14 protein-coding genes and 1 pseudogene are annotated in these 14,286 nt (G+C 47.9%); 2 read left to right on the top strand and 13 right to left on the bottom strand.

What is annotated here, in order from left to right; translation table 11 throughout:
• From B2633_RS13990 to B2633_RS13970, 5 genes and pseudogenes are all read right to left on the bottom strand, one after another.
• Positions 1–392: GNAT family N-acetyltransferase (locus tag B2633_RS13990; protein WP_483171352.1), on the bottom strand; the 392-nt coding region annotated here is incomplete at its 3' end.
• Positions 393–429: 37 nt separating this feature from the next.
• Entirely contained in the window at positions 430–789 is a 360-nt protein-coding gene (locus tag B2633_RS13985) for a DUF3795 domain-containing protein (RefSeq protein ID WP_483171350.1), read from the bottom strand.
• A gap of 44 nt (positions 790–833) precedes the next feature.
• Positions 834–1,511 carry a nitroreductase family protein gene (locus B2633_RS13980; RefSeq protein WP_483171349.1) on the bottom strand — a complete coding sequence of 226 codons (678 nt, stop codon included), beginning with the start codon at positions 1,509–1,511 and terminating at the stop codon, positions 834–836.
• Positions 1,512–1,652: 141 nt separating this feature from the next.
• Positions 1,653–3,140: a hypothetical protein gene (locus B2633_RS13975; RefSeq protein WP_483171348.1), complete on the bottom strand. Its 1,488-nt coding sequence runs from the start codon at positions 3,138–3,140 to the stop codon at positions 1,653–1,655.
• A 186-nt stretch (positions 3,141–3,326) separates the two neighbouring features.
• Positions 3,327–3,579: pseudogene (locus tag B2633_RS13970) on the bottom strand (methyltransferase domain-containing protein); the annotation flags it as partial.
• Between the two features lie 296 nt (positions 3,580–3,875).
• Here B2633_RS13970 and B2633_RS13965 point away from each other — a divergent pair.
• Entirely contained in the window at positions 3,876–4,727 is an 852-nt protein-coding gene (locus B2633_RS13965; protein ID WP_483171346.1) for a ComEC/Rec2 family competence protein, read from the top strand.
• A 105-nt stretch (positions 4,728–4,832) separates the two neighbouring features.
• On the opposite strand, the gene B2633_RS13960 is transcribed toward B2633_RS13965, so the two are convergent.
• The 6 genes from B2633_RS13960 to B2633_RS13935 all read right to left on the bottom strand — a co-directional run bounded on the left by B2633_RS13960 (position 4,833) and on the right by B2633_RS13935 (position 11,029).
• A complete protein-coding gene (locus B2633_RS13960; RefSeq protein ID WP_483171345.1) occupies positions 4,833–6,977 on the bottom strand; it encodes a heavy metal translocating P-type ATPase in 2,145 nt (714 codons plus the stop codon).
• Positions 6,961–7,317, bottom strand: coding sequence for an ArsR/SmtB family transcription factor (locus tag B2633_RS13955; protein WP_483171343.1), 357 nt, complete (start codon positions 7,315–7,317; stop codon positions 6,961–6,963). Before B2633_RS13955 ends, B2633_RS13960 begins: the two co-directional genes overlap by 17 nt.
• Before the next feature lie 179 nt (positions 7,318–7,496).
• Complete coding sequence (locus B2633_RS13950; RefSeq protein WP_483171342.1) at positions 7,497–8,474, bottom strand: D-alanyl-D-alanine carboxypeptidase family protein; 978 nt, start codon at positions 8,472–8,474, stop codon at positions 7,497–7,499.
• Between the two features lie 88 nt (positions 8,475–8,562).
• On the bottom strand, positions 8,563–9,714 hold the full coding sequence (gene vanS / locus B2633_RS13945) for a vancomycin resistance histidine kinase VanS (protein WP_483171365.1): 1,152 nt from the start codon (positions 9,712–9,714) through the stop codon (positions 8,563–8,565).
• Entirely contained in the window at positions 9,698–10,414 is a 717-nt protein-coding gene (gene vanR, locus B2633_RS13940) for a VanR-ABDEGLN family response regulator transcription factor (RefSeq protein WP_483171341.1), read from the bottom strand. Before vanR ends, vanS begins: the two co-directional genes overlap by 17 nt.
• Positions 10,415–10,456: 42 nt before the next feature.
• Positions 10,457–11,029 carry a TetR/AcrR family transcriptional regulator gene (locus B2633_RS13935; protein ID WP_483171340.1) on the bottom strand — a complete coding sequence of 191 codons (573 nt, stop codon included), beginning with the start codon at positions 11,027–11,029 and terminating at the stop codon, positions 10,457–10,459.
• A gap of 230 nt (positions 11,030–11,259) precedes the next feature.
• Here B2633_RS13935 and B2633_RS13930 point away from each other — a divergent pair, with 230 nt between their 5' ends.
• Positions 11,260–12,294, top strand: coding sequence for an NAD-dependent epimerase/dehydratase family protein (locus B2633_RS13930; RefSeq protein WP_483171339.1), 1,035 nt, complete (start codon positions 11,260–11,262; stop codon positions 12,292–12,294).
• Positions 12,295–12,339: 45 nt separating this feature from the next.
• Here B2633_RS13930 and B2633_RS13925 read toward each other — a convergent pair whose 3' ends face one another.
• Positions 12,340–13,224, bottom strand: coding sequence for an AraC family transcriptional regulator (locus B2633_RS13925; RefSeq protein ID WP_483171337.1), 885 nt, complete (start codon positions 13,222–13,224; stop codon positions 12,340–12,342).
• A gap of 781 nt (positions 13,225–14,005) precedes the next feature.
• Positions 14,006–14,286: formylglycine-generating enzyme family protein (locus tag B2633_RS13920; RefSeq protein ID WP_483171335.1), on the bottom strand; the 281-nt coding region annotated here is incomplete at its 5' end.

Below are 14,286 nucleotides of genomic sequence, written 5' to 3'. Positions count from 1 at the left end.
ATGCAGTTATGATCGGAAATCTTCACCATACCGCATTTTTCGTAAAACCTGATTGTCTTTTCATTCTGTTCGGTCATCAGGATAACTTGTCGAATTACTTGATATTCTTCCAGTATGCGCTTTAATAGATGGCTCCCAATACCTTGCCCCTGGTATTTTTGCAGAACCAAAATATCTTGGATATAAATAATGGTTTGGTTATCCCCTATTACGCGAATCAAACCGACCAGTTTATCATCGTCCCAGGCAGTCAGCACTTTTAGTGAATTCTCAATCGCCTTTTTTAATCGCATACTATCGTTTGTATAGGCTGACCACCCGACATCACCATATAAATTCATCAACTCTTCGATTTCAGGTATTACATCTTCTTTAATCGTGATTATGTTCATTTTATCCTCTTCAGGCCTTCTTTTGCGCGACAAGTTGCTAACAATCAGTACATCTCGGAGCAAACCATGTTTTCCTTCTGCCACATTGACAGGTATGTTCTGCTTTCTGTTCTGAAAGCCATTTTTCTACTTCAATTTCTTTAATTCTGAGCATGTTTTTGTATGCTAATTCGTGGTGTCGCACGCCATCGTTGTAGAAATCGCCCAAAACGCTACAGGGAAACTCTCCGCAATTTCCACAGTGAAGCAGGCCTTTGCTAATACAACAGGCACGCGTAGGACAGTCATTTACAAGCTCGGTTTCATTTCTGCATCCCATGCAATTAAAGTTTTCTTTGTAATTCTTGCAGCCTCCGCAATATAAGCCACAAAGAGATAGCTCTTCATACTGCTCCACTTAAATCCTCCTCGTGCCCACGTACCTGCACCTGCGTACCCGCCTCATCCCTTCCAGGTTTCACAAAAGGTAATTTCTTTTGCGCTTTTCTTTTCTTTCGGCGCTGTATCATCTTTCGGGTAACCGACCGGCAGCAAAAAAAGGCAGACCATGTTTTCTGGCAGTCGCAGAATCCGGTTCGCTTTTTCGACATCCAGAAATCCAATAAAACAGGCGGACAAGCCATGTGATACGGCAACCAAATACATATGTTCTGCTGGAATTAAAGGTGTCGGGTTCGCAAGGAGCGTTTTTACACTCTTTCGGTTCGGATATTTGTTGAGGTACTCAATAAACTCTTCACTGAACCTTAGTTTATTGACGATCAGCCCAAAATCATCTTCAGGCAAGCCAAGCAAATCCCAGCTAATATCAGCGCAGCAGGCTATTACAACAGGCGCTTCCGCGATCCACATCTGCTCTCCTGCGGCATGTGCCAATTCCTCTTTCAGATTGGCATCTTTTATGACACCGAAGCGATAAGACTGCCCATTGCCACCGGACGGACTCAAACGGGCCGCCTCCAGCATTTCGTCAATAATCTTTTCAGGTATACCTTTTTCGAGAAAAGAGCGGGAAGACCTGCGGGCTTTAATAGCTTCCATAACTTCCATCAACATACCTCCAAATTTGGGGCACAGCGTTTCGGCGCTGCCTGCCCTTTTTTCAACACCTATCCCCAACCTGCTCTCTCACCAGATTAACACATCCAGCAAACCGCACAGGGGTAAAATTCATTTCCGCAGCCATTTTTCCCGGCGCTGGCAAGGGACAGGGGCATAGGACAGAAGTACATTATGATTACAAAGTCCGCCACAAAGCACCTAAATAACCTCCCCCGAATATTTCAGAATCAGCAGACTGCGGAATGTTAAATCATACATCCATTTATTTTTCTTCCAATCTTCTTCCAAAGCGAGACCCGTATAAACACTCCATTTAGCAAAACAGTAATCTTTAGGCTTAATCCTAAAAAAACCGTCCCCCTGACTCAAAATATCTTTTAACTCAGCTAGTTGACTTTTTAGTGCCTGGACCTTTAGAACGATTCCCATTCTCGCAAACAGCTCAAATGTATGGAACCACCAAAACCAATCTTTATCGCCAAAGTCTTTTAAGCTCTTCTTTAAGTCCTTTGGAAAAATGGCAGCTGGCGCAATAAGCTGGGATTTGTATTTAATATAAATATCCGGAAATGGTGATAGCCCAATCAGGTGTTCGATATATTCTGCTAATCTCTGTAGATTGTTAGGGTCCTTCCAACTCTCAGTAAACGCTAATAGCTTAAGATGATATGACCACGGTAATGCAAAACCGGGTTTATGTACATTTTTGCCTCTATATATTTCGATTACTTCGCTTACTGCATTAGCGCGGTTCACTCTTTCCAGGCAATCGAATGCGCGTTGTATTTCTTGCTTAATAGACTCATGTTCTTCCATCCCAAAGTATGCAAAAACAACTGCGCGGATAATATCATCACCAAACAAGCCTAATTCCGGATCATACATATTCCAGCAGGACTTCCCCCGATTCCAGCCACTGGCTGTTAATGCATTTAATCCTTCACTGACAATTCGATTATCCTTTGGGAACCCCATCTCTGATAAAAAGCGCAATGCAGATTCTGCGCCTGTAGCGCTGTACTTCCTTTCTTCCCTTGGAATCCAGCCGCCATGAAATACTTCGCCAAAATAACCATCACTGCCCTGCCAGCTTAAGACATATTGAACCCTTTTGTCTTCCAGAATTTCGGGCTGATATGTTTCAAAGCTATTTTGCTTACATAAAACCTCTTTATTTATCCGATATTTAATTGCGGGGCAAGCGTTTTTCAGCAGTTCCTCAATTACTTTCTCAAACAAATTAACTTCATCTCTTCTCTTTGTAACCTTGATCTGTAAAATGACCTCTGCCCCTGAATCTGTAAACCAGCGCATCGTCTCGCCCAGCGCCCGTTTTGGTTTCGTGATGCCGCCTGCGACATAAAACTGCTCGGTCGCCGGATCAAAGCGGCTGAAATCGTTCCCACCAAACCTGATTGTGGCGGGATGTAGTGCGGCAAGTGCCTCTTTAGGCGGCAGGACATCGATCCAGTCAGCCCAGGATGTTCCATATATATTTGGATTAATCATGTGCAGCTCTAAAACGGTGTTAATTGTGACTGTATCTGTGCCAGCCGGTCCTTCGTGACGAAGGCTGTCAGCGATCACCCGCTGAATACCTGCCGGCTCCCGATAAACTCGGGTTTTGTTTTTTACAATAATGAAAGCCCTCCTAATCCTCGCAGCTAATGGTTGTCCACTGTTCAACTATAATTGTACCGTTAGCGACTTGTCAATATATTGCGACATTAAGAGTAAGAGGCGGGCACCCCGGTGCCCCTACTTTATCGCCTCGATAAAGTACGATGCCACAAAATCTTCAACATGCCTGCCCGGCACCAGGAATCTAAAATCTCCCGGCTGTTATCTTTCGGAGTCAGCTTAATATCCCGGAAAGGCTTCCTGAAACACTTTATCTTTATCAAGAGATAAGTTGATTACACAGTTGGATATGATTATGTCTACCGAGTCATCCGCCACCGGTAAGTATTCGATTTCTCCCAGCCGGAACTCGACATTTTGATGTCCGCCATTTTGAGCATTCTGGCGCGCCGCCACTGCCAAGGTCAAGCACAGTCTCGCCCTCTTTGAGTGCCGCGAACGCCAGGGGATTTCCGCATCCCAACCCCATGTTTGATTCTGCCGGGCCAAATTGCATTCCAACCATTTTTCCTTTTTTACAGTTGTTTCCTCTTCATTATATTATAATATTCACTGACTCATCCCAAAACATGGTCATTTTTCTGCTATACCTGCCGATATTCAATCTATAAGACTATCATAGGGTCATTCACATTCTTCAGGATAACTGTTCGTTCATTCGCCTGAACCAACTCCATCGATCTAAAGCCGTGTTGTTTACCCTCCGCAACGAAACTGGCATTGACAAAAGCGCTTCCTTCAAATACAGATACCAAATCTAAAAAGAATAGAGGTATCGGAATGAAACGAGTGCTGTTTATAGTTATTCTATTAATCGCGGTCTTCACTTCAGCCGTCGCTCTGGCTGACAGTCCGACCGAACCAGAATTGCTCAAGGTCCACATCATCAATGTCGGCCACGGCAACGCCATCCTGATTCAGGCTCCGCAAGGCCAAGAGATACTCATCGATGCCGGCCGGCTGGAGTATGCCGCTACAGTAGCACGTTACCTGCGTCGGCTCGGCGTCGCAGAAATCGAACACGTTATTGCTACCCATCCGCACAATGATCATATTGACGGACTTTATTATCTCCTCAACATCTTTTCTGCTCAGCGCGTCATTGACCCGCTGGCACCCATTGACCGCAAAGAAATTCGCGATTACATGAAGTTTGTGGCCTCCAAAGGCATACCGATTATCGAGGGGCATGCCGGACTTTCCTTTGAGCTCAGTCCCGGCATAGCCGTTGATCTGGTCGGTCCGGTTAAACCCTGCAATTTCCGCCTCAATGACAACAGCATTGTGGCCAAAGTCACCTTCGGTGAAACAAAATTCTTATTTATGGCTGATGCCGAAATAACCGAGGAGCAAAGCATCCTGACTTCCGGGGCCGATTTAAGCGCGGATGTGATCCAAATTGGGCATCACGGCCTCTATACTTCTACCAGCCAGGAATTGCTCGACAGCGTGCAGCCCAGTTTCGCGGTAATCTCCTGCGCTGGCAAAGAAAGGCCTTTCGGCCGCTGCAGCAAAAGCGTCATAAAGCGACTGGATGCCAATAATATTCCTGTTTTCCGGACAGATCTTCATGGTGATATCGTCATCACCAGTGACGGCGTAAACATCCAGGTTGAAACTGCCGGTTTATGATGTGCTCTTGCGGCGATGCCTTTCCTTTATAATAGTGCAAGCCCCGCCATTCTAAATGGCGGGGCTTTGGCTGGAAGATAAGGAAGGACAGCGAGAGGACGATTCCTACCTGGCCTTATTTATCTGTAAAGTGCGTGCGGCATTAAAGACCGCCAGCAAAGTTACCCCGACATCGGCGAACACTGCCTCCCAGATACTCGCCACCCCGATCGAACCCAAAAAGATAAAGAAGGCTTTCACGGCCAGCGCCATGATGATGTTCTGCCACACAATACGGTTCGTGCGCCGGGCAATGGCAATCGCCTGCGGCAGCTTCGCCGGAGCGTCCTCCATCAACACCACGTCGGCCGCCTCGATGGCGGCTGCGCTTCCTAAGCCACCCATCGCCACCCCGATATCTGCCCGGGTAATCACCGGCGCATCATTCACTCCGTCGCCGATAAACACCAACTTCTGCTGCTTAGGATGCGGAATTTGCGCCAGCAACTCCTCAACCTGCGCAACCTTGTCTTCCGGCAGTAGCCCAGCATGAAATTCATCCAGGCCCAGCTCCCCGGCCACGCGCTGCGCCACACTCTGTTCATCCCCCGTCAGCATGACCGTCTTACGTACTCCCAAGGTTTTCAGGCTGGCGATTGCCTCGGCGGCATCGTCCCGAATTTCATCCGAGATAACAATGTATCCGGCATATTCACCGCCAATGGCTACATAGACGCTGGTGCCCGGGGCATCACAATCTTCATGTACGATGCCTTCCCGGTGCATCAGACGGTCATTACCAGCTAAAACCCTGTGTCCGTCAACAATGGCGCTAATACCATGCGCCGGAATCTCCTGATAGTCGCGGACATGCTCAGGCGCAACCTCCCGACCATAAGCCTCCTTCAGCGACTGGGCAATCGGATGATTCGAAAAGGTTTCCGCTTCGGCAGCCACCGCGATCAGTTGCTCTTTGGTAAAGCCATTGCGCACATGGATCCCGGTCACCCGGAAAACGCCCTTAGTCAGCGTCCCGGTCTTGTCAAAAACGACGGTGTGTGTTTTGGCCAAGGCGTCCAGAAAGTTGGCCCCTTTAATCAGGATGCCCTTGCGCGATGCGCCACCGATGCCACCGAAATAGCCCAGGGGAATCGACACCATCAGTGCGCAGGGACAGGAAATCACCAACAGTACCAAGGCACGGTAAATCCATTCCGCAAAAGTCGCGCCCGGGATAACGAGGGGCGGGAGCACCGCAATCAAAACAGCGGTGCCAACCACCACCGGCGTATAATAACCGGCAAAAACCGAAATGAATTTCTCAGTCGGAGCTTTCCTTTCCGCCGCCTTTTCAACCAGCTCCAGAATGCGGGCAATCGATGAATCGGCATAGCGCTTAGCGACTTTCACAGTGATCAACCCTTGCCCGTTCACCATACCAGCCAGCACGCTTTTGCCCGGCTCCACCCTGCGGGGTACGGATTCACCAGTTAGGGCGGAGGTGTCAACAAACGTAACCCCCTCGACTACCTTGCCATCCAGGGGCACACGCTCCCCCGGCTTAACAACAATGTACTGCCCGACTGCCACTTCCTGTGGGCGGACCTCGCGCGTACTGCCATTATCTTTTAGGTTGGCGTACTCCGGCTGGATTTCCAGCAAAGCCTGGATGGAACGCCGAGAGCGATCGACCGCTTTCTTCTGCAGAAATTCGCCGATAGCGTAAAAGAGCATTACCCCGACAGCCTCCGGAAGCTGATGAATCGCAATCGCGCCAAAAGTGGCGATCGTCATCAAAAAATGCTCGTCAAAAACGCGCCCCTGCAAGATCTGCCGGAAAGCGCGTCCAATCACTGGCCCGCCCACCAGCACATAGGCTGACAAAAAGACCACGTACTCCAGCCAGGAGTACGGCGTCTGATGCAAATGATCATAAAAAATAATACCAATGATAAATAGAATCCCGGAAATGATGATCGCGTGCCCCTGACCCTGCCCGTCTTTCCCTGCTAAATCGGGATGTTCTGAGGCACTGCGCAGCATTACATCCGGTTCAATGCGGGTGATTACTTCTTGGGCAACCGCCACCTGTGCGGGAGACAGTTCGATGCTCTTAGTGGCAAAGTTTACTTTGACTGCTTCAAGCCCGTCGATCGCCTGCAACCCCCGCTCAATCTTAGCGGCACAGTTGGCGCAGTCCAGGCCTTCCAGAGTATAGCGCATTGTTTGCAACCTTCCTTCTTTGTCGTCTGCTTCAACGTTCCTCTGCAAAATGCTCCTGAGCCTCCCGAATCAAATTTAGAATGTGGTTGTCGTCCAGCTCATAATATACCATTTTGCCTTCACGCGTGTATTTGACCAGGCGCAGCGCTTTGAGCAGGCGCAGGTGATGCGACACCGCCGGCAGTGTCATTTCCAGAATGGTGGCCAGATCGCAGACGCAGAGCGGCCGCTGCGCCAGTAGATAAATTATCTTGGTGCGGGTTTCGTCTCCCAGCACTTTAAAGATCTCCGACAGTCCCGCCACTTCCAGGGCTTTATCGCGTAGGTCCGCAACATTAGCCTCCGAAGGGCAGAAACTATCGCAAATATCATGGTTTTTAGCGCTCATATTTTCGCCTCACCTTCTCGTCTTTTTCGCCTTTGCCGCCCTTTTCTCTTTTCGCCTTCTCGTCTCCACATTAATTGTTTTAACGATTAAGTAATTGCTTAATTGTTATTATAAGAGGATTCGGCATCAGAGTCAAGGAGAATCAGATAAAAAAAACGCCCCGTGCGGGGCGATGACATTCATTTTCCCAGATGGCTATAGACCATCAATGCATCTCTGATGTTGTACTGCTCAGTAAGGCGGTTTCCTTTCGCACCAGCTGTTACGAGCACATATTCTTTTCCACCATATTCAGCAAGACTGGCCAGGCATAAACCGGCCTCAGCAGTAAATCCCGTTTTTCCTCCCAGGATAACACCGTCTTTGAAACGCGGATCGCCTATTTTCTTAAACATTGTGCTATAAAAGGTAATCCCGCCGGGATGCTTGTTGGTTGATGCCGTTGAATGGCGCACCGCTGTGAAAACCTTCCGAAAGATCTCATTTTGAAGTGCATAACAAAGCAAATCCGCCAAATCCCGGGCCGTGGAGAAGTGACTTGGATGATGCAGCCCGGTGACATTAGCAAAATGCGTATCATTCAGGCCGAGGGCGACCGCTTTTTCGTTCATCAGCTTGACAAAACCCTGCTCTGAGCCTGCAATACGGCGCGCAAGGCCAAGGCAGCACTCGGCACCGCTCGGGAGTAGCGCCCCGTACAGCAGATCTATAACCGGGACACATTCCCCTGGCAGAAAACCTGCCATTGTAGCGTCTTCACTCCACAGTTCCCGAAATATAACTTCCGGCAGTTTTACGGGTTCCCGCAAGTCCGGCAGGTTTTCGATAGCAACAATGGCGCACATTATCTTCGTCAGAGAGGCTGGGTAAATCCGCGCCGTACATCTTTTCTGCATCAGAATGGCGTGATTGGCAAGATCAATTAGAATCGCATATGGGCTATACAAGTTATCGGCTGATAATGCGGCGGAAGTACTGGGCGCATTTGCCGGCGGCGTCGCCACTATTGGGGCCGGAGGAATGTCCGGAACCTGCCGGCTTTTGGAACTGATCGCGACCTTCACCATATAGAAAGCTAAAATAGCTATCAACAAGTAAACTATAAACTTCAATCTCTTCAATCTCTGGGTTCGACTCTTTCGGGGTTGCTGTGCCATTTCATAATCGCTCCTTGACCTGTACCTGTAATGGTTATATTCAACCATAGAACAAGGAGCAATGTTGAAACTTTTTCTTATAGACTTCTTAAGCTTCTCTTATTTCCGCCTTAAAATCAGGTAGAATAACTGTAAATCTGGTGTATTCCTGATTGCTCTCCGCAGTGATTGTGCCGCCGTGTGCCGCGACAATCTCTTTCGCGATAGCCAGTCCCAGGCCAGCGCCACCTTTATCTGTAGGACGGGAGGAATCCAGGCGATAAAATTTCTCAAAGATCGTGCTCAGCATGTGCTGTGGAATTTGATTACCTTGATTAGTGATTGTAATCACGATACCCTCATCGAGCCGCTGTGCTGAAATGTCGATAACGCTGTTTTCAAGACTGTAAGCAACTGCGTTTTTCAGAATGTTATTGAAAACCCGCGCCAGTTTATCAGCATCCCCCCATAAAGTGAGTCCTTCCGGAGCATTGACAACTACTTGCTTTTCCTGCGATGAAAGCATCGGGTAAAACTCGTCAGCCATTTGGCGCAACATGAAAGGCAAATTGATGACACCTTTATTTAAGACAATAGCCTGTAAGTTAAATCGCGTGATCTCAAAGAATTCGTCAATCAGCTGTTCCAATCGGTAGGCTTTTCCAAGCGTGATTGTGACATATTTTGCTCTCTGCTCTTGCGGCAGATCCGGTGCTTCTTCAAGGAGATTAAGATAACCGATTACGGAGGTCAGGGGTGTCTTAATATCATGTGCCAGATAGACTACTAAATCATTTTTGCGCTGCTCCGCTTCCCTGGCATCGCGCTGCCGTTTCGCCAAAGTATCCTTGATCTTGTTCAGTTTTTGCGTCATGAAATCCATTTCCGGAGAAAGCGTGATTTCGCCTTCTGTTTCAGCTACCAGACAATCCAATCCACTTGAGATCTCATTAAAGTAACGGGTGAAACGGGACAAACCGAAATAAAAACAAATCAATAAGATGATCGAGAACCCAATCATCTCGAGGACCGCTTTATTTTGCTGAAACAACGTGAAATAGAGGGCTCGGGCAGAGTCAAAACTGAGTCCCAGAACATTCTGACAGAAACGTACAAAATAGTCTGCAAAAGGTTCCTGCAATACCCCATCAATCAAGAGAACCTTGAAGGATATGGCTACGATGAATGCGAGAACTGAGATCAGGATAATCGAAAATATAATTTTCCTTTTAAGTCTGGAAAAATCACTTCTCAATTTTATAGCCGACCCCCCAGACCGTCTTGATATATTTTGGACGTTCCGCAGAATCCTGCATCTTTTCGCGTAAATGGCGAATATGTACCATAACTGTATTGTTACTGCTGTTGAAGTATTTCTCGCCCCACACCTCATGAAACAATTCTTCGGAACTGATTACCCGTCCGCGATTCACACATAATACCCATAGAAGAGAAAACTCTGTAGGGGTAAGGACAAGATTCCTCTCGTTAAGGGTACATTCATGAGTGTCTTTGTTGAGCACCAAGCCCCTCAAAGTGATGAGTCGTTCTTCCTGCGCCTGCGCCTGAACCTGAACCTGCTCCATGGCATTGTACCGGGTGAATCTACGTAGCTGCGCCTTGACACGAGCAATCAGCTCCAGAGGGCGAAACGGCTTTGTGATATAGTCGTCGGCTCCTAATGTAAGGCCGGTAATCTTATCAATCTCTTCCTCCCGGGCAGTCAGCATAATAATCGGGAAGTTATGCTTTTCCCGCAGACGCCGGCAGATGGAAAAACCATCAACATCCGGAAGCATGACATCCAAAATGGCAAGATCAATTTGGCAATTTTCAGCGCAATGCAATGCTTCCAGACCATTATAGAATTTGAAGATATTGTAGTCTTCATTTTGTAAGTAGACTGCGATCAAGTCGGCAATGGCTTGTTCATCATCAACTATCATAATATTGGCAGCCATTTATCCTCCTCTTCCTCCTGTTCAGGAGCAGACTGTTTTATTTCATAGAATAAACTGCTCAATCCCTTTATAGACCATCCGCACGACTAGATGCGCCATCTCTTGCGGGGACTTGGGGTTCGTGTCAAGCAGCCACTTGCGGATTACTCCGATACTACCGGTGGCCACATAGGTGTAAATGTACTGGGCAGTTGCTTCGTCCACCTGCTGTTTCTTGCGCCATTCCACCACAATGCGCGTGCTGACAATCTGCATGACTTTCGTCTGAAAATCGACGACGCCATTACTGCCTAACAAAACACGACATAATTCATCATTTTGAGCTATGTATTCAAAGATCTTGGACAACAGTTGCAGCATGCCGCTATCGCCGGACTCCAGTGCGAATTGGTCAAGATACGAATTAATATCAGCAATAAACGCATCCTGAATCTTGTTCAACAGATCAAACTGGTCCGTATAGTGGGCATAAAAGGTCGTGCGGTTGATATCAGCATCCTCACATAATTCCTTGATGGTAATGCGCGCAATCGGTTTATCACGCAGTTTTTTGATCAGGCTCTCCCGCAGGACCATCTTGGTATATTTCACGCGCCGATCCGTTGTTGTAGACATGCCACATCCTCCTTCATGATGTTTGATACCCGATAATATTCCAAATTAATTCGGTTGATTTTGCGTTTTAAACCACACTCTTCTATCTGCGTGTTGTCGATCAGGCAGACTCCGATGATCTGGCGGTTGTATAACGCTACACAATGTAATTATACTATGTGTGTGTAGGGTATTCAACACAGCGTCTGTTATTTTGTCGTCTATTATCGGATAAAACGGAGGTGCGCGCGATGACAGTCAAATATCTCGTTACCGGGGCAGCTGGTAGTCTGGGCAGTAGTATTGTCCGATCACTTTTGGCGCAGGGCAAGGATGTACGCGGGCTAGTGCTGCCCGGAGATCCGACTGCCAAGTATCTCCCCGAAGGCGTAGAGCTGTGCGAGGGCGATGTTCTGAGCGTTACGGATTTGCAGCGCTTTTTCGCGGTACCGGCCAGCACTGAAATAATCGTGATTCATGCGGCTGGAATTGTGTCGACTGAGTGGGACTACTCACGCAAGGTCTATAATGTCAACGTTCACGGTACGCGCAATATTGTGGAGCAATGTCTGGATGCGCATGTGCGGCGGCTGGTCCATATCAGTTCGGTGCACGCGATACCAGAACTACCTAAAGGTCAGACAATCACGGAAGTCACTTCCTTTAACCCGGACGCGATCATTGGTTTTTATGGCAAGACCAAGGCGGAAGCATCTCAGTTTGTTATGGATGCTGTCAGGGAGCGCGGCCTGGACGCCGTGATTATCTTCCCTTCCGGCATATGTGGCCCTGGCGATTTTGCCGGGGGCTACGCCACGCAGTTACTGATTGATTCCTCCAACAACAAGCTCCCCGCCGGCATTCAAGGCGGCTATGATTTCGCGGATGTGCGCGATGTCGCAGCAGGAATTGTGGCGGCGTGCGAACGGGGACACAAAGGTGAAGGGTATATCCTGGGCAACCGTTATATATCAATCAAGGAAATGTTGCGGCTGGGCCATGAAAAAATCGGCGCGCGGCTTGTCAAATGTATGGTACCACCATGGGTGGCGAGGATGGCGCTACCTTTCTACAATATTTATTATAAGATGAAAAAACTGCGCCCCATCTTCAACAGGTATGCCCTATATGCCATCACCAGCAATGCGGTTTTTTCCATAGAAAAAGCCCAGCGTGAACTGGGCTACAAGGTGCGGCCATTTGATGAAACGATTGCTGACACGCTGCAATGGTTAAAGAATGTGGGGAAATTATGCGCTAAGACCCCGGGCGGAAATCCGGCATAATGATCGCTGAGCCGCAGAAATCGATAAGTGGATAATTACTTCCCATCATCCGTTTTCTTGACTCTTTACAGCAATCCACACTTCCTGTCTGTCATTCTGTAGATAGCATTCGATAACCGGCAAATCGGCTAGTTCGTAACCAGAATTCGGTAGCCACTCCGTATAGAATTTCTTATAGATGGTCTGAACAGCCTCCGGCAATGAGCCATTTGCCTCAAATATGGCCCAGGTTGCTGGCGGAAGCTGAAATTCTACCATATGATCAGGAGTCTCAACTTTTTTGCAGTCCGGCATGTCCACGTAGGTGGTCACACCCAAATGATAACTCATTTCCTCCGCATTGCCCCATTGTCCTTTGGCGCTAATTCCGAGCAGGCCTACGGGACGCAAGTCAGCCTTGCGCCAAAGATGGAATAATTGTTCCATAGTGCCATCCCTGCCGGCATTTTCCCAAATCTGAGGCACAACCCGGAAAGCTTCGCTGGTTTTGACCCGATTCATTATTCCCGAAACGGTAAAGGCTGGCCACTGTTCGATTTGAAAATTCATATAACTGTCCCCCCTGATTATTATTTGAAAGGAGATTTTCGGGCAGGACTTAAGCATAGTAACTTCGCTCCGAACTTTAGAGGGCAGTACACCATGAAACTTTTGGAAGGCTCTGGTAAAAGAATCGTGAGAAGCGTAGCCATACTTTGCAGCAATGTCAATGATGTTCTCTTTACTATTCATAATGTCGAAGGCAGCTATAGTAAGACGCCGGTTTCTAATATACTCACTTAGTGGCTTGTTAGCAATGTAGGAAAACATGCGTTGGAAGTTATAAATGGAGCACGCTGAAATCTCCGCGATGATGTCATATGAGATTTCACTGTCGAGATTTGCTTCAATATAATCGATCACATCATTGATGCGTTTGACCCATTCCATTTGCCCGACCCCTTTCAGCTAAACAATACGCCTACCCAATCAAGCCATCTCGATTTTCGGTGTCGCAATAAGTCGAGGGCGAGCTGAGGCGAAGCCACTTGCCGCTGCGATATCTTCCAAAGCAAATTATAGCCCCCAAGATCCACGCCGCCATTTCACTGAAGGCAATAAAATCGCAACCGACATATTGATAATCGGCAAGATCGTCAGTGAATCGATCCTATAGGCCGTGACTATAGCAGTCACCACGTCAATGCCAAAGGAATTCATGATGTTTTGCAGGAGTACAGAACCGATCGAAGCAATGCTGGATTGCAGCACCCGAGGCAAACCAAGCTTGACGCTTCCGCGGAAAAGAGCCCAATCCCACTGGCAAAGGCTTTAATGAAAGTCAGATCTAAAACAATATTAATCGCAGTCGACAGGACAATGGCATACAGCGGGGTCTTACTGTCGCCAATTAAAAGGAAAGCAATGTCCTAAAGACATTGCCCTGAGTCATGTCATTATTGACCTGTTGTGTACCTGTGCCTGGGTCCATGTTGGAACCTTCGCCTGTGCCTGTCTTCTCTTCCATGACAGATCCTGCCTTCAGTTCGGATGATTGTGCTTGTATATTCTGCGCGGCAGGGAAACTCTCCTTTCAACTCTGTTGCCTGGCAGGGTGGTATCTAATAAAAACCCTTCTTAAAAACTGTTTTGCCGCCTTACCAAAGCATAAGGCGGCAAAACGGCTTAGGAGGAAATTGACGAAGAGGCAAATAGCAAAAAAACCCAAAAGTTACTGAGTCCTCACGAAACGGAAGCCCCAGCCGGAGTAGGTATAATCCGGGGTTCCAAATGTTATTTTACCAATCCGCAGGTAAGATGCGACACCGCCCCAGGATCCGCCGCGACAAATCCGGCGTGTGGTATAACTAGGATGCTTGTCAAAGCACCATTCATAAACGTTCCCGGTCATATCCCTGACTTCGAGGGCGTTAGCGCTCTTTTGGCCAACCGGCTTAGTTGAGCCGCAACCTGAATACCAGGCATAGTCTCCGAATACTGTTGAAAGAACTG

Origin of the sequence: Syntrophomonas sp. UBA1041 (genome assembly GCF_002316705.1) — a bacterium.
Classification (GTDB): Bacteria; Bacillota; Syntrophomonadia; order Syntrophomonadales; family Syntrophomonadaceae; genus DTU019.
The sequence above is the reverse complement of the archived record's forward strand: the minus strand, read 5'-3'. Positions and strand labels throughout refer to the sequence as shown.